The sequence below is a fragment of the Clostridium sp. UBA5712 genome (assembly GCF_002419845.1).
Taxonomy (GTDB): domain Bacteria; phylum Bacillota; class Clostridia; order Clostridiales; family Clostridiaceae; genus Clostridium_J; species Clostridium_J sulfidigenes.
The window spans coordinates 93,640-109,917 of sequence record NZ_DIGW01000017.1 but is presented as its reverse complement, the minus strand read 5'-3'; the positions used below and the strand labels follow the sequence as shown (position 1 = coordinate 109,917).

Sequence of the window (16,278 nt, the reverse complement as noted above, 5' to 3'; positions counted from 1 at the left end):
TCATGAGTAATATTAAAAGCGACTATTTTTAATAGTCGCTTTTAATATTACTATTTTATTTTTTCTTAATTTGAAAATGACTAACCATAAGGTATGAAAGCAATGTCATAAATACCATTGGAATGATTGATGGTATGGGTCTTACCGTAGAAAAAATCTCAAGTACAGCTAGTAAACTACCAGCTATAGTTATAGGTATGCCAGTAAAAACATTATTAAAATCTGTACAATTATATCTAGCTAAACGAAAAGCTCCTGCCACAGGGAATAATACTAATAAAATTTTACCTAAAAGTCCAAAATTACTAAATCCATATAGAGAAAAGGCTAAAATTGATGGAGCTACGCCAAAGGAAACTAAGTCCGCTAGAGAATCAAGTTCTTTTCCCAGTTCACTATGAGTGTTTAAAAAACGTGCTACAGTACCATCGTATCTATCAAGGATTCCTCCTAATAAGATTAAAATTCCAGCTGTAGTAAAATCATTATTTATAGTAAATTGTATTGATAAAACTCCACAAATTAAGTTACCCAAAGTCATAGAATTTGGGATAATAGATTTATTCACACTATCACCTCTATTTTATTATATACATTTTGGTTACCATTGTAAAATATATATGCAGTGAAAGTAAAAATTAATTGTTAAATATAAAAAAATATGAATAAATTTTAAATTTGAAAAAAGGTTTTTAAAATGGTAATATGATATAGATTAAGGTAAATAAAGTATTATATATAATTATAAATAATATTCATGGGCATAATTAAGTTATATTGTTTATAAATGATATAGGAGGAAATTATGAAAAGAGTTAAATTTATTTATAATCCTTACTCGGGAGAAAATTCAATAATAAACAACATAGATAAGGTAATCAAAATTCATCAACAGTATGGATATACTATAGAACCTTTTAGAATTAGTCATGATTCTGATATTAGAGATGCACTCATTGAAATAGATGAAAGCTATAAGTATATACTAATAGCAGGTGGAGATGGGACTATTGATTCAGTAATAAATAAAATGAAGCAAAATAACGTGGATATTCCTGTAGGTTTTTTACCAGTAGGTACAGCTAATGATTTTGCTAAATACTTAGGAGTTCCTAATGATATATCTGCTGCTTGTAAGCAAATTTTAGATGGGAAAGTCAAGCGTTTTGATCTTGGTAGAATAAATGATAAATACTTTGTAAATGTGGCTAGTGCAGGACTGTTTACAGATATATCTCAAAAAACTGATAATAGTCTTAAAAATACAATGGGCAAGTTAGCTTATTATGTAAAAGCTGCAGAAGAAGTTAAAAATCTAAAAAAAATAGATGTTAAGATTACTTCTCCAGTAGTAAATTTTGAAGGTAAAATATATACTATACTAGTATTTAATGGTCAAACAGCAGGAAATATTAAATTTGCAGATTACTCAGAAGCAGATGATGGATTATTAGATGTGGTTGTCATAAAAAAGGAAATTTTGAAAAATGCTTTTAATAATTTAATTATTATGATGAAAAAAGGTCAAGTTGCTGATATGGATGGAATACTTTATTTCAAATGTAAAGAGCTAACTATAGATTGTGATGAGAATATAGCTACAGATATTGATGGAGAAAAAGGCCCTGATTTTCCACTTGAAATCACCTGCGAACGTAGGTCTATTAAAATAATCGGATACAAAGAGGAGTAATGTTTTCATAAAACATATAAAAAAGTAATATATATATAAATATAATTATTATTTTGGAGTGTGGATATTGAATATTTATATATATTTGTTTTTAATTTTAGCCATAATATTTTTGAGTTATGAGTCTATAACCTCAAGCATAAGGTATTGCCCTGTTAAAATAAAAGAAGTACTTACCATATCTTTTATCCTAATTATGTTAAGAATAGTTAGCTTACTAGTGCTTCTTCTAGCAGATAACATGAAAAGTGTATACTTAATGAAGAATTTAGTGTTTTTAAACATTATATATATTCCTATAATTATATATACTTGTTTATATGTTTTTTATAGAAATACAAGGATGGATATAAAATGGTTTTATGGAATTTTTATTATGGGCATAGTTATTTATTTGATATGTATGTTTAAAGTGCCTATGGAGTATTATATATCATTATCCTATGGATATAATGTTATTCTAAGTAATCTGTTACCATATAAAATATTATTGTGTATTAATGGATTATCGTTTTTTATGGGAATAAAAAGCTTTAGGTATAAGCATAGTGTAAAGTGGGGGGCGGCATTAATTGGTATAGCTTCTCTAGTATTTGTAGGAACCACTGCAGTAACATTACAAAGCAGTGAGAATATAGGTTATTTGTTGTTAGGTGATTTATCATGGATGATAGTACTTTATGGAAGCATTAGAACTTTTAAACACAGAATAGTAAAAGGCATAAGATAGATATAAAATAAAAGGCTATTTGAGATTTATGTTTAATTAAAATCTTAAATAGCCTTTATCAGTTAGATGAATGATAATAAGTTATTTTCTATAAGAAGCTTTCTTAGTTCTTTTATTTGGGGTAGTATTTTTAGATGATTTTTTAAAATTAGTGTTCTTTACATTACTTTTTTCCTTATTATTAGGAGTTTGAGAAGACTTTCTTTTTATAATAGGATTAGTTGGAATTAGACAATTCTTACCGTTACCTATTAAATCTTCTCTATGACAACTAGTTAAAGCTGATTTAACTAGATTGTGATTTTCAGGGTTCCCAAATTGTAAAAGAGCTCTTTGCATATTTTTTTCCTTTTGACTTTTGGTTACATAAACTTTTTTATTAGTAAAAGGATTTATACCAGTATAATATATGGTAGTTGATAAACTACCTGGTGTAGGATAAAAGTCTTGAACTTGTTCTGGCATATGTCCCATGGATTTTATATATTGTCCTAGCTCTATGGCAGCATTTAAATCACTACCAGGATGACTAGACATAAGATAGGGTACCACAAACTGTTTCTTTCCTAATTTTTTATTAATGGCATGATATTTTGTTATAAACCTTTCGTAAACATCTTTAGAAGGTTTACCCATTTCACAAAGTACCTTATCACTTATATGTTCAGGAGCTACTTTTAGCTGACCACTTATATGGTGTTCACATAGTTCATTAAAAAATTTTGGATTTTTATCGTATATTAGATAATCATATCTGATACCAGAACGAATAAAAACTTTTTTTACATTAGGTAAGGTTCTAACTTTTTTTAGAAGACTTAAATATTCAGTATGATCTACTATTAAGTTTTTACAAGGTGTAGGAAACATACACTGCCTATCCTTACAAACTCCATGTTCAATTTGTTTTTTACAAGCCCTCTGTCTAAAATTAGCTGTTGGACCACCAATATCATGTATATATCCTTTAAAATCTTTATCTTCAGTTAAAAGTTTAGCTTCCGATACTATAGAATCTTGACTCCTATTTTGAATAACTCTACCTTGATGGTAAGTTAGAGCACAAAAGGAACAACTTCCATAACAACCTCTATGACTAGTTATAGAAAACTTAACTTCTTTAAGAGCAGGTATACCACCAGCTTCTTCATAAATAGGATGATAAGTTCTAGTATAAGGTAAATTATAAACCCTATCCATTTCCCTAGTACTTAAAGGTTTTTGAGGTGGATTCTGAACTACAAATCTATCACCATAAGGCTCTACTAAGGGCTTACCCCATACGGAGTCTTGTTCTCTAGAAGAAAGAAAATAGCTGTTAGCATAAGCTTTTTTATCAGAAGTAATTTCGTCAAATGAAGGCAACAATATATAGTCTTTAATGTCATCTAATTTATTGGTCACGTAAGAAGTTCCTCTAACTGAAGTAATATGATTAATTGGTTTTCCATATCTTAATAAATTGGCAATTTCAACTATAGGTTTTTCACCCATACCATATATTAAAAGATCGGCCTTGGAATCAAGAATTATACTTTTTCTAATTTTATCATCCCAATAGTCATAGTGGGCAAATCTTCTAAGACTAGCTTCTATACCACCAATAATTATAGGTGTATTTTTATATGCTTCTCTAGCTCTGTTTGAATACACTATAACAGCTCTATTTGGTCTATAACGACCCTTACCACCAGGAGAATAAAGATCATCATGTCTTTTCTTTTTAGCAACAGTATAGTGGTTTACCATAGAATCTATATTTCCGGAGTTTATAAGAAATCCATATTTAGGTTCACCAAGTTTTTTAAAGTCTTCACAAGAGTCCCAACTAGGTTGAGCTATAATTCCCACAGAAAAACCTTCGCTTTCTAAAAGCCTTCCAATTATCGCAGTTCCAAAGGATGGATGATCTATATATGCATCTCCAGTTATTATTATAAAATCAAGTTGAGAAATATGATTTTTTTTCATATCTTCTCTAGAAATAGGTAAAAATTGTGTATTACTTTTCATAGGTTTTCTTATATAAACTTACTTCGAGTAATTAAATTCTTAAAGAGAATACTAATGACAATAATAATTTCAATAATATCAGCAAGTTTATAATAAGATACCTCCTTTCTCGCACTAATTTGTACATTAAACTATATTATCATAATAAGAGACAAATATGAATAGGACTATCATAGGAAAATTTTATATAAAAGTTAGATTGACTTAGAATAAGATAGTAAATTGAATAAAAATAGAGAAAAGTCATGATATTAAATAAATATGAAGAAATTCAACCAAATTTGAATAATATAGTTACAAAATTAAAGATGTAGACTATAATAAGTAATATAAATATATTTAATTAGGTGGTGAGAAATTAATGGACGGTGGGCCTTTGTTGTGTAAGGACTGTGATGACATTTATAAATCGAATAGAAATAGAGGAGTACTGTTTATTAAGTTATAGACACTTATATACATATTCCTCTATTGAAGGAGGAATAACATGGATAGACTATCAGAATTTTATCTAAGTAGTATTTTAAACAGATGGGTTTATGATGAATTAAATTATTGTATAGGAAAGTTAGAAGATATTTATGTAACTACAGATTATGGATATCCAAGGGCTATTGGATACAAGATTAAAAATGGAAGAGAAATTGAAAACTTTGAATTTAGAAATATTGATGTGTATAAAGAAAATGGTAAATTCATTATAAAGGTTGTACAAGTTAAAGATATAATTCCAAGGAAATATTCATATCTTTTATCTCAACATTTATTAGATAAAGATATAGTAGATGTAAATGGTAAAAAAATAGTTAGAGTTGTTGATTTGAAAATGGTTAAAAGAAATGGCTATTTAACTGTGATTGGAGTAGAGTCGGGTACTTTAGCAATTGCTAGAAAAATGAAAATTGAGAATCCAATAAAGCATGTATATGCTCTATTTAATAAAGAGCCAAAAGAAAATTTAATAAGTTGGGAGAGCGTTCAATCTTTAGAGATGGTAGATTCTTCTTTAAAGCTAACAACTCCATACAATAAGTTAAGTAAGTTACATCCAGCAGATATTGCTAAAATTCTTGAAGATTTATCATTAGAAGACAGAGTTAAAGTAATAGATGGACTAGATATAGATTTAGCTTCAGATACCTTAGAAGAAGTTGACCATGATATGGTAAAGGATATTTTAAAAAATTTGAGTGAAGATAAGGCAAGGGAAATATTGGATATTATGCCCAATGATGAAATTGCTAATATGCTAGATGATATGGACGAAGAAACTACCAATCGTGTATTAGTGAATTTAGATGATGATGATGAAACTGAAATTAGAGATCTTATGAAATATGAGGATGAAGTAGTTGGTAATATAATGAATACTGATTTTATATCCTTTAATATAGATATAACTGTAAAAGAAACCATTAATATACTAAAAGAGCTTAGACCAGATGAAGAAATAGCTCATTATATATATATTGTTGACAAAGAAGAAAGGCTACAAGGAGCTGTTCCTCTAATTGATTTAGTGATATCTGATTCAGATGCTAAACTAAAGTCAATGATGAATACACAACCATTTAAAGTGGTGGACACAGATGAAATCGATGTTGCTATAGCTATAGCTGTAAAGTATGATTTATACTCTGTACCCGTTGTGGATGAAGAAGATAGGTTATGCGGGATTGCAGTTATGGGAGATATTATAGATGAAATTTTATCTCCAAGCTGGAAGCGAAGAATAAAAAGAATGTCATAGTACAATATAATATATCTTAAATAATTTTAATAGGCACTTGGATTAAGGATTTAATCTAAGTGCCTATTTTTGAAAATTTATAACTACATATTATAATGACTTACTTAGACTCATATATTTTATATATGGAGGTGAATGGTTTGAAAAAAAAGTTTATGGGAATAACTTTTCTATTACTAACAATATTGTTTATTGTTTGTTCTTTCATATTAATAAAGGTACAAATTATTATTAGAAATCATGAAAATTTTATATGTAAAGGAATTAGTATTAACAAAATAGATGTTTCATTATTAAGTAAAGAAGAAGCTATTTTTAAAGTAGATAAAGATATAACAGATATAAATTTAAATAGAAATGTAAAAGTTCAAATTGATGAAAAGAGTTATGAAATATCTTTTAGTGAACTAGGTGTTAGTGAGAATATAGAAGAGATTGTTGATATGGCATTACTTTGGGGAAAGGAAGGCAGTTTTATAGGTAAATATAAAAATATTAAGAAAGGTATAGACAGGGAGTTTTATACGGAAACAAGTCTAAAGGCTGATAGTTTTAACAAGTTTTTAAAGGTTATAGAAAAAGAACAAAATAAGTCACCGGTAAATGCAACAGTAGATCATGAATGGAGTGGATTTCTTATAACGCCTCACGAAATAGGTAGAAAGATAAATGGAGAAGCATTAAATAAAAGTATTATAGAAGCTATAAATAATAGTGTAGATGATGGTGATATTATCATAAATGCGGATTTTAATAAGGTGTTTCCTAAGATTATGGAAGATGACTTAAAAAGTATAAATACTAAGATAGCATCCTATACAACTAGTTTTATAAATTCTAGTTTTGGAAGGTGTAGGAATATTGAAATGGCAGCTAAGTATATAGATAATACTATAATTATGCCAGGAGATGAATTTAGTTTCAATAAGGTTGTAGGTGCAACCACCCCAGGAAAAGGTTTTGAATATGCAAAGGTAATTAAAAACGGAGCTTTTATAGATGAAATTGGAGGAGGGGTATGTCAAGTTTCTTCAACTTTATATAATGCCGTACTAAAAAGTAATTTATATATAACGGAAAGGAAAAATCATAGTAAGATAATATCATATGTGCCCATGGGACAGGATGCCATGATAGCTTATGGAGCTTCAGATTTTAAGTTTAAAAATAATTATAGCTATCCTATTTTACTTGAAGTTATTGTCAAAAACAAAGAAATAACTTTTAATATATTTTCTAATGAAGAAGAACGGGACCCCCATTATGAAATAAGAAGTGAAATTGCAAAGGAAATAAAGCCTAAAAAAGAAATTATTTATGATTATAGCTTAGAAGAGGGCAAAATAGTGATAGAAAAAAATGGTGTAAATGGATATATAGTAAATACCTATAGAATTAGATATGAAAATGGTGAAATAGTAGAAAAGATTTTAGTTGGTGAAAGTATATATGCTAGTAAAAATACTGTTGTTAGAATAGGAAAAGATTAAAATTATTACCCAGATATAGGCATAGAATGTCTATATCTGGGTAAAATTTTTAAAAAATTCAAAAAATTAAAAGGTTTTTTTGGTGATGTTACCGAAATAGTAAGAATAAAATAAGGGACAAAATTGGGAGGATTAAAATGAAAAACAATGTAGAACTTATTGAAAATATTGTTACTAATATAGAAAAAGTTATAGTTGGAAAACAAAAGGAGATTTATGATATCATGAAAGGTATGATTTCAGGAGGTCATATTTTAATAGAAGATGTACCAGGAGTTGGAAAGACAACTTTGATAAAAGCCATAAAAGAAAGTTTGAGCTTAACATATAGTAGAATTCAATTTACACCTGACTTACTTCCATCAGATATTACTGGTATCTCAATTTACAATGCTGGTACAGGGAAGTTTACGTTTAATAAGGGACCTATATTTTCAAATATAGTGTTAGCAGATGAGATTAATAGAACATCACCAAAAACACAGTCTGCACTATTAGAAGTCATGGAAGAAATGCAAGTTTCAGAAGGAGGCATAACCTATGAGGTAGAGAAGCCATTTTTTATAATGGCTACAGAAAATCCTATCGAATATGAGGGAACTTTTTCTTTACCTGAGGCTCAACTGGATAGATTTATGATAAAAGTACATCTTGGTTATCCAAGCAAAATGGATGAAGCTTATATTTTAAATTTGTATAGACAAGAAAATCCATTAGATAAATTAATGCCAGTGGCTTCAAAAGAAGATATAATAAATATTCAAAAACAGGTTAAGGAGATAAAGGTTAATGATGAGATTAACAAGTATATAGTAAATATTATTGATGCCACAAGAAACCATAAAGAGATAGTATTAGGTGGAAGTACAAGAGCTTCATTAGCATTACTTAGGGTTGCACAGGCTACAGCCTTAATAAAGAATAGAAATTATGTAATACCAGAAGATGTTAAAGAAAATGTTAAGTTAGTTCTTTCTCATAGGATAATATTAACCAATGGCTCCATTGCAAGGGGAATAAAGGCTGAAAATGTTTTAGAAGAAATTTTAAATGTGGTAATAGCTCCAAAGGTGAGAGTGTATGTTGAAGATTAAAAAGTCCTATTTTATATTAACTATTCTGTCTTATATATTTGCTCTGTTTTCAGGAGGGAATTTACCCTATTCTATTTTTTATTGCTTTCTCTTAGTGTTGATCATTACAAGTATATATATTTATTTTGTAAGTAAAAATTTAAATATTGATGTAGTTAGTGATAAAAAGGAAATAATTGCAGGTGAAAATAATAATATAATTATAAAGGTATACAATGATTCAATATTTCCAATATCATATATGGAAATTGAAAATTCTCTTTTAAAAAGAATTATGAATAAATATAGAGGAGATATTATTTCTATAAAAATAAATGGTAATAAATTTATAAAGAAAGATATAAAAATACCAATTAGAGGTGACTATAGGTTAGGTAGCACAACGAGTATAGTTAGTGATATATTTGGAGTTTTTACTTGGAAATGTTCCTATAGCCATAAAGAAACTATAAAGGTATATCCTAGCATATACACTTTGAAGAGCATTAAAATTAAAGGAGCTAATTTAAGAGAGTTTAATACTAAAACAATAATGCAGGAGCTAAACAAAGGACCAGAAAGCTTAGAAACTATCAAAAATATTAGAGAATATAGAATTGGAGATAGTTATAGAAGGGTAAACTGGAAGGTTACTGCAAAACATGGAAAATTATTTGTAAAGGAATATGAAAGTAGTGAAAGTCCTCGTATACATGTGTTTTTAGACTTAAGAAAAGATCCTCTTAGTATGGATAAAGATGGAGTAAGAGAGGAAGAACTTGTAGAGTTTTTCTTATCTCTAATAAAATATATGCAGGAGAAAAGCGCTAATTCACAAGCTATAATTATAGGAGAAAATACTGAAGTTTTTAATATTAGCAATAAAGAGCATTTAGAAGGATTAAAAACTCATATGGTAAGTAAGTACAGTGAGGGAAGAGGTAAGTTGCCTCTTTTTATGAAGAAGTTTATGTATAATGTGAATAAGAAAAGTGCTGTTGTCATAGTAACCTATGATATGAGTAAAGAAAATATAGATTACTTTATAAATTTATCTACAGAGGGATATGAGGTTACATTATTTTATTTAGATAAAATACCGAAGGTTAGTGATGATGCTATTTCACATATGTTAAATAAAGGTATAAATTGTTATAGCATAGAAGAAATAAGGTGATGCCATGAGAGTGATTGAAGAAAAAATATTAAAATCTTTTTTAGTTATTATAAATTTTACATTAGTAATAAAGCTTATAGTAGATTGTTTTAAAATAGAGGAACTAAATTTTGTATTTTTACTTCTACTATTTGCCATGGGTATACTAATTTACCTGTTTTTTTCTAAAGTACTTAATAGTATAAGGAAAAAAATAATCTTTTTTATTATTGTTTTTATTTTAATAGGGATAATTAGCTATAAAACTTCTGGAATATTTGTATTGAAGGAAATTGAAGTAATATCACTTAATTTAAAAAATATAAATAATGCAGCCCTCAAGGCTAAAAATATTAACTTTGAGGAGTTTATTCATATATTTTCAATAGGAATTCCTTTACTTATAGCTGTGCTTATATCTATAACTCAGAAATTCATATATACTCCTTTGTTTTTTTCAATAGGTGTTTTTGTGATTTTCTGGTACCAAATATTCTATAAAAATGTTATTCCTAACATTCCTTATTTTTTAGCAGCTGTTATTATAACATTAGGAACAGGAGAATATATTAAAAAATGCAGAGAATATAGAGGAAGAGAAGTTAAAATAGATATTAATATAACATATATGATTACGTTAATACTAATACTTGCTTTACTAATTCCTGGATTAGTATTTATGTTACCACAGGAATACAAAGGGAAAACTGTAGACAGTGTTACTACTTTTTTTAGAAATGAATTTGCAAGAAAAAAAGAAAAGGAAAAAAATCCTTCTTTAGAAGCTTTGAAGGGAAGCTTTTCAATGAAGCAAAGTGGGTATAGTGATTCATCTACAATTTTAGGAGGATCAATAGCATTAAATCGTAGAGAGGTGTTTAAAGTAATATCAGATAAGCCTTTTTATTTAAGAGGAAAGGCTATGGATTATTATACAGGAAGATCATGGATAAAATCTGAAGATAAAGTAATGAGAAAGGTTGAGATTAATGAAGCTTCCAATATGCCCATGCATAAACTTATGCAACCAACAAAAGATGAAAGTTTTCAGACTGAAGAAAAAACATTAACTATAATTCCAGGAAAAAACTTTAAAACTACTTCTTATTTTACTCCTAATAATAGTAATAATATTATTAATGATAGTAAGGATTTGTTTGTAGATTTAATTCCTATATTTATGAGTGATGTAGAGATAAAAGAACCTTACAAGGTTAGTTATATATCTTATGGTGATTTTGATAATTATCTTGAAGGAATTCAAAATTCTATGTATAAAAAAACTCCATTGAATGAAATTTATATAATGCCTCAAAGGGAGTTTGGAGTTGATGATTATTCTTATAGAGAAAATTTAATGTCATCAATAGATACATCTAAAGGTATGGAGTATGTAAACAAAGAAAGTTCCTTTTTAAATAACTTTATGCTACATTACATGAATTATCTTCAGCTTGATGCTCCGATTAATGATGAAGTATATAAAATAGTTGATGATATATTAATTGGTGAAGCACAAGCAAAAGAAAAGACTGTGGAGGGACTAACCACTCACGAAAAAGCCTTAGCTATAAGAAGTTATTTGATGAAAAATTATAAGTATGTTACTAATGTTGGAGATAATGATGAATATAACGATTTTGTAAGTAATTTTATACTGTTAGATAAGAAAGGATATTGTACTTATTTTGCGTCTGCAACAGTAATGATGTGTAGAATTGCAGGTGTTCCAGCTAGATATGTAGAAGGATTTAAGATGTCAGATGATAAAGGAGAGGATGGTAGCTATAAGGTAACTAATGCTGACGCTCATGCATGGGCAGAAATACTTATAAACCCTTATAGAAATCAATGGGCCATAGTAGATTCGGCACCAACTCCCACAGAATACGAAGAATCTCAAGAAGAAATTGAATTAGAAAATACAGCAACAGAAAGTAATTCCAATAATGAATCTAATAATAATAAAATTAATAAAAATAAGCCAGGATTTAATGAAGAGGAAAGTGAAATAGGAGAAGATGATAAATTAAATAGATATATAGGAATATATGTAACTACAGGAGCATTAGCTGTAATGATAGCTATATTTGCTGGACTGTATGAGATTAATAAGATGAGAATAGTTAATAATAAAAGCATGATACCTTTATATAATTATTATTTAAAAAGACTAAGAACTCAAGGTATAGTAAAAAGTAAAAGTAGTGGAGATTTAGAATTTGTAGAGTCTATAAGGGATAGAGAACTACAAAATAGATTAAGAGATATTGTAAATTTGGTCTATGATGAATTTTATGGAGAAATATTATCAAGTACATTTGAAAAAAAAGAATATTTCATGTATATTGAGAATTATATTAAGGAAAGAGAAAAATGGTATAAATACATTATTAATAAGTATTTTGTATTTAATCTATGGAGGGACTAATGAAATATAAATTAATTTGTGTTGATATGGATGGCACATTATTAAATAGTAAAAAGAAAATATCTGAAAGAAATTTAAATGCAATCAATGAAGCTCATAATAAAGGAGTTAAATTTGTAGTTGCCACAGGAAGAATATTTGTGTCAGCCAATTATTATGGGGATATAATAGGGGTGAAAACTCCTATTATAGCTTCAAATGGAGCTTATATTAGAGAAAAAGATTTAGATAAAGCTATATATGAAGAGTATCTAAATAAAGAAGAATGTAGAGTCATTTTAAAATTATTAAAAAAGTATGATATTATGCCTCAATTTTATAGTACTGACACAATATATACAGAAGAGATAAAGCATTCAGCATTAATATATAGTAAAGCAAATGCAACCTTACCTAAAAATAGACAGGTAGCCATAAGAATTATAAATGAATGGGAAAAGTTATTTGAAGAAAATGGAAATCTGATTAAGGTTATGGTAGTACATGAGGATAAAGAGAGAGTTATAGCTGCAAAGGAAGAATTTTTAAATCTAAAAAGCTTTGAAGTAGTAAGTTCTATGGAGAGTAGCTTTGAGATTATGAAAAAGGGGACATCCAAGGGAGAAGCAGTAAAGAAAATATGCGAGTATTATGGAATTCATAGAGAGGAAGTAATTTGTATGGGAGACAACGAAAACGACATTTCTATGATTAAATTTGCTGGGGTAGGTGTAGCTATGGGAAATGCTGAAGAATTTGTAAAAAAACAAGCAGATTATGTGGCTCTTAGTAATGAAGATGATGGAGTTGCTCATGTCATTGAAGAGTTTATATTAAAATAGAATGTTAAACAAAGTTTTTAAAGTTATAAACTTTACATAGAAATAGAAATGAAGTATTATATCTTTATCAAGCCTGAATAGGCTTATTTTTAGGAGGACGTAATAGTGAACTTAAACATAGTATTATTTCAACCAGAAATTCCTCAAAATACTGGGAATATAGGTAGAACTTGTGTACTTACTAACTGTAAGCTGCATTTAATAAAACCTTTAGGATTTAGCTTGGATGAAAAAGCAGTAAGAAGGGCTGGACTTGACTATTGGCCACAGTTAGAGTTAGAAATTCATGAAAGTTATGAAGCTTTAAGGGAAAAATATAAGAATGGAACATTTTATTTTTGTACTACTAAAGGAACTAAATATTATAATGAACCCAATTTTAAAGAAGGTGATTTTTTAGTATTTGGTAGAGAATCTAAAGGATTACCTGATTATATAAGAGAAGAAAATAAAGATAATCTTATAAAGGTGCCTATGGTAGATACTACAACTAGATCTCTTAACCTTTCCAACACAGTTGCTATAATTGCTTATGAGGGATTGAGACAAATCGGATTTAAAAATATGAAGTAGTGTATTAAAAAGGATATGATTTAAGGTTATATCCTTCCATATTATTATAAACAGAATAAAAATTTATAATTTAAATTATAATATACAAATAAATTTATTGTACATTGGGCGGTTCAAATATATTTTAATAACAATAAAGTACAGAAATTGATTTATAGAAAAAATAATAACCATATTTAAAAAGTTAAAAAAATATCAATGTATTTTTACGTTTATACGCATAGGCATTTGAATATATCATAAGTAAATTTATTTTAAAATTTTTTTGAAAATGAAAAAAATAGGTATATGAGTATGCTCTAGGGGTTGGTATGCAACGAATTTCTCCATATTAGTAGGGGATATATATGTAGGATATAATGATATATACAATTGACAGAATATTTTCATTAAAAAAACTTTATAGAAACTATAGAAAAATCAAATAACAAAACAATAAAAATATGTAGAATATTAGACAAATATATTATATACTGGTATTAAAGATAGCAAGTAAAGAAAATAATAATTTGGATGATATTTTCGGGAGAGGATCTATTAAATTAGGTAGCCGAAGAAGCAAGTATTTATTTTGCCAAATAAATATGAAACTCTCAGGCAAAAGGACCGAAAATGGACAAAACTCTGGAAAGCGTATATGCACCGAAGGAGCAAAACTCTCAGGTTAAAATACAGAGGCATAGGGCAAAATATATTAATATTTTGCGCTATGCTTTTTTATATGCACCTAATAGGAGGAATTTAAATGATAGAACCATTATTTATTGTAACTAACAATCCTATGTCAAAAGAAAAATTTGAAGAAAAGTTTAAAGTTGAGTTTATAGATGTGCCCCAGTTGGATATACTAAAAAAAGTAAGAAATTATATTCATAAAGGCAATAGAATACTTACTCATCCATTGATGGGAAGTGTAAAGCCCAATGAAACTCCTTACAGAACTGTTTGTGTTTCAACGGAGGTTGTCAATGGAGTTGATTTGCAGTCTTTAGAAATTATAGAAAATGCTATAGGTACAACAGAAAAATTTTTAAGAGATTTTAACACTCCAAAATGGAGTGAAAAAATATTAACAGATTTTCAAGTAATAGATTCAGACTTAATAGATCATGCTATTAACTAAGGGAGGTATATTGATATGTCACAAATTTATGACACTATAATAATTGGAGGAGGACCTGCAGGATTATCAGCAGGACTATATGCTTCAAGATCACGAATGAAAACGTTAATCATTGAGAGGGCGAAATATGGTGGTCAGGCAACAACAACTGACGAACTAGAGAATTATCCAGGTTCAATTGAAGAGTGTACTGGAACAACATTAAGTCAAAGAATGAGACAACAAGCAGAAGATTTTGGTACTGAGTTTGTTAAAGACGAAGTAGTTGAAACTGTTTTAGAAGGTGATATTAAAGTTATTAAATGTAGAAAAGGTGAATATCAAGCTAAAACAATAATAATTGCAACTGGAGCGACTCCAAGACTTGGTGGATTTAAAAATGAGATAGAGTTAAGAGGTAGAGGAGTTTCTTATTGTGCTACATGTGATGCAGATTTCTTTACTGATCTTGATATTGCTGTAATTGGCGGTGGTGACTCAGCTATTACTGAAGCTATATATCTTGCTAAATTTGGTGAAACTGTTACTGTAATTCATAGAAGAGATTCATTAAGAGCAGCTAAATCACTACAAGAAAAAGCTTTTGCAAATCCTAAAATCAAATTTATTTGGGACTCTGTTGTAGAAGAAGCTAACGGAGATGAAATTCTAGAAAGCTTAACTATAAAAAATAGAAAAACTGGTGAAGTTAGTACTTTAGAAGTTAATGGTTGCTTTGTATTTGTTGGATATTTACCAATTTCAGAACTGTTTAAAGGTAAAGTAAACATGACTGAAAGAGGAGATATAATAACTGATGAAGAAATGAGAACTAACATACCAGGAGTATTTGCAGCTGGAGATGTTAGAGAAAAATCATTAAGACAAGTTATTACAGCGGCAGCAGATGGAGCTATTGCGGCTACTAATGCAGAGCATTATATAGAAAATTTACATTAGAATATAATTTATTTACTTTAGGTAAATTATATATTAATAAATATTTATAATATGAAAGGTAGGTAAAATAAAATGATAGAATTAAACAAAGATAATTTTGAGTCAGAAGTTTTAAACAGTGATAAACCAGTTTTCGTAGATTTTTGGGGAGATAAATGTGAAATATGTATAGCTTTAATGCCAGGTGTTCACGATTTAGAACCTAAGTATGAAGATAAAATAAAATTTGCTAGCTTAAACATAGGTGGAGCAAGAAGAGTTGCTATAGGACAAAAAGTTCTAGGACTTCCAACTATGAAAATTTACAATGGTGGAGCTTGTGTAGCTACAATAACTCCAGATAAAATTGCTACACTAGATGATATCGAAGGATTCATTAAAGAATACTACGAAACATTATAATTTCAATTTTCAAGGTTTAAAAGGTTATTAGATGAGGAGGATTACCTCCCATCTTCTAATAAATAAAAAGTGACCTATATATTT

General features: G+C 28.2%; 14 protein-coding genes and 2 riboswitches. Of the genes, 12 read left to right on the top strand and 2 right to left on the bottom strand.

What is annotated here, in order from left to right:
* Positions 1-55 precede the first annotated feature (55 nt).
* The gene (gene pssA / locus B3B03_RS16475; RefSeq protein ID WP_035132430.1) at positions 56-568 is read right to left on the bottom strand and encodes a CDP-diacylglycerol--serine O-phosphatidyltransferase; all 513 of its coding nucleotides are present in this window, start codon (positions 566-568) and stop codon (positions 56-58) included.
* A 237-nt stretch (positions 569-805) separates the two neighbouring features.
* Here pssA and B3B03_RS16470 point away from each other — a divergent pair, with 237 nt between their 5' ends.
* Positions 806-1,693, top strand: coding sequence for a YegS/Rv2252/BmrU family lipid kinase (locus B3B03_RS16470; RefSeq protein WP_346877841.1), 888 nt, complete (start codon positions 806-808; stop codon positions 1,691-1,693).
* Positions 1,694-2,069: 376 nt separating this feature from the next.
* Entirely contained in the window at positions 2,070-2,423 is a 354-nt protein-coding gene (locus tag B3B03_RS16465; RefSeq protein WP_346877840.1) for a hypothetical protein, read from the top strand.
* Positions 2,424-2,504: 81 nt separating this feature from the next.
* Here the strand turns inward: B3B03_RS16465 and B3B03_RS16460 are convergent, their stop codons facing one another.
* Positions 2,505-4,436, bottom strand: coding sequence for a YgiQ family radical SAM protein (locus B3B03_RS16460; protein ID WP_346877839.1), 1,932 nt, complete (start codon positions 4,434-4,436; stop codon positions 2,505-2,507).
* Between the two features lie 487 nt (positions 4,437-4,923).
* Between B3B03_RS16460 and B3B03_RS16455 the strand changes: the two genes are divergently transcribed.
* From B3B03_RS16455 to B3B03_RS16410, 10 genes are all read left to right on the top strand, one after another.
* Positions 4,924-6,186, top strand: a complete 1,263-nt coding sequence (locus B3B03_RS16455) for a magnesium transporter MgtE N-terminal domain-containing protein (protein WP_346848968.1) — start codon at positions 4,924-4,926, stop codon at positions 6,184-6,186.
* A 140-nt stretch (positions 6,187-6,326) separates the two neighbouring features.
* Positions 6,327-7,676 (top strand): VanW family protein, encoded by a 1,350-nt coding sequence (locus tag B3B03_RS16450; protein WP_346877838.1) that lies wholly within the window; start codon positions 6,327-6,329, stop codon positions 7,674-7,676.
* Between the two features lie 137 nt (positions 7,677-7,813).
* A complete protein-coding gene (locus tag B3B03_RS16445) occupies positions 7,814-8,770 on the top strand; it encodes an AAA family ATPase (protein WP_035132421.1) in 957 nt (318 codons plus the stop codon).
* A 94-nt stretch (positions 8,771-8,864) separates the two neighbouring features.
* The gene (locus B3B03_RS16440; RefSeq protein WP_346848970.1) at positions 8,865-9,926 is read left to right on the top strand and encodes a DUF58 domain-containing protein; all 1,062 of its coding nucleotides are present in this window, start codon (positions 8,865-8,867) and stop codon (positions 9,924-9,926) included.
* Positions 9,927-9,930: 4 nt separating this feature from the next.
* Positions 9,931-12,336, top strand: a complete 2,406-nt coding sequence (locus B3B03_RS16435; RefSeq protein WP_346877837.1) for a transglutaminase-like domain-containing protein — start codon at positions 9,931-9,933, stop codon at positions 12,334-12,336.
* Complete coding sequence (locus tag B3B03_RS16430) at positions 12,336-13,157, top strand: Cof-type HAD-IIB family hydrolase (RefSeq protein ID WP_346848972.1); 822 nt, start codon at positions 12,336-12,338, stop codon at positions 13,155-13,157. The genes B3B03_RS16435 and B3B03_RS16430 overlap by 1 nt, the downstream gene beginning before the upstream one ends.
* A 105-nt stretch (positions 13,158-13,262) precedes the next feature.
* Positions 13,263-13,730, top strand: coding sequence for a tRNA (cytidine(34)-2'-O)-methyltransferase (locus tag B3B03_RS16425; protein WP_035132416.1), 468 nt, complete (start codon positions 13,263-13,265; stop codon positions 13,728-13,730).
* A gap of 513 nt (positions 13,731-14,243) precedes the next feature.
* Positions 14,244-14,349: riboswitch (glycine riboswitch) on the top strand.
* A gap of 3 nt (positions 14,350-14,352) precedes the next feature.
* Positions 14,353-14,407: riboswitch (glycine riboswitch) on the top strand.
* 68 nt (positions 14,408-14,475) lie between these two features.
* Entirely contained in the window at positions 14,476-14,853 is a 378-nt protein-coding gene (locus tag B3B03_RS16420; RefSeq protein ID WP_035132414.1) for a GrdX family protein, read from the top strand.
* Positions 14,854-14,868: 15 nt separating this feature from the next.
* Positions 14,869-15,792, top strand: a complete 924-nt coding sequence (gene trxB, locus B3B03_RS16415; protein ID WP_346848973.1) for a thioredoxin-disulfide reductase — start codon at positions 14,869-14,871, stop codon at positions 15,790-15,792.
* 72 nt (positions 15,793-15,864) lie between these two features.
* The gene (locus B3B03_RS16410) at positions 15,865-16,194 is read left to right on the top strand and encodes a thioredoxin family protein (protein ID WP_035132410.1); all 330 of its coding nucleotides are present in this window, start codon (positions 15,865-15,867) and stop codon (positions 16,192-16,194) included.
* Positions 16,195-16,278: the final 84 nt, after the last annotated feature.

Coding starts and splice junctions, on each gene's coding strand:
- B3B03_RS16460 (WP_346877839.1), bottom strand. CDS start 4,436: ATGAAAAGTAATACACAATTTTTACCTATTTCTAGAGAAGATATGAAA.
- B3B03_RS16470 (WP_346877841.1), top strand. CDS start 806: ATGAAAAGAGTTAAATTTATTTATAATCCTTACTCGGGAGAAAATTCA.
- trxB (WP_346848973.1), top strand. CDS start 14,869: ATGTCACAAATTTATGACACTATAATAATTGGAGGAGGACCTGCAGGA.
- B3B03_RS16435 (WP_346877837.1), top strand. CDS start 9,931: ATGAGAGTGATTGAAGAAAAAATATTAAAATCTTTTTTAGTTATTATA.
- B3B03_RS16420 (WP_035132414.1), top strand. CDS start 14,476: ATGATAGAACCATTATTTATTGTAACTAACAATCCTATGTCAAAAGAA.
- B3B03_RS16410 (WP_035132410.1), top strand. CDS start 15,865: ATGATAGAATTAAACAAAGATAATTTTGAGTCAGAAGTTTTAAACAGT.
- B3B03_RS16445 (WP_035132421.1), top strand. CDS start 7,814: ATGAAAAACAATGTAGAACTTATTGAAAATATTGTTACTAATATAGAA.
- B3B03_RS16455 (WP_346848968.1), top strand. CDS start 4,924: ATGGATAGACTATCAGAATTTTATCTAAGTAGTATTTTAAACAGATGG.
- B3B03_RS16465 (WP_346877840.1), top strand. CDS start 2,070: ATGGGCATAGTTATTTATTTGATATGTATGTTTAAAGTGCCTATGGAG.
- B3B03_RS16430 (WP_346848972.1), top strand. CDS start 12,336: ATGAAATATAAATTAATTTGTGTTGATATGGATGGCACATTATTAAAT.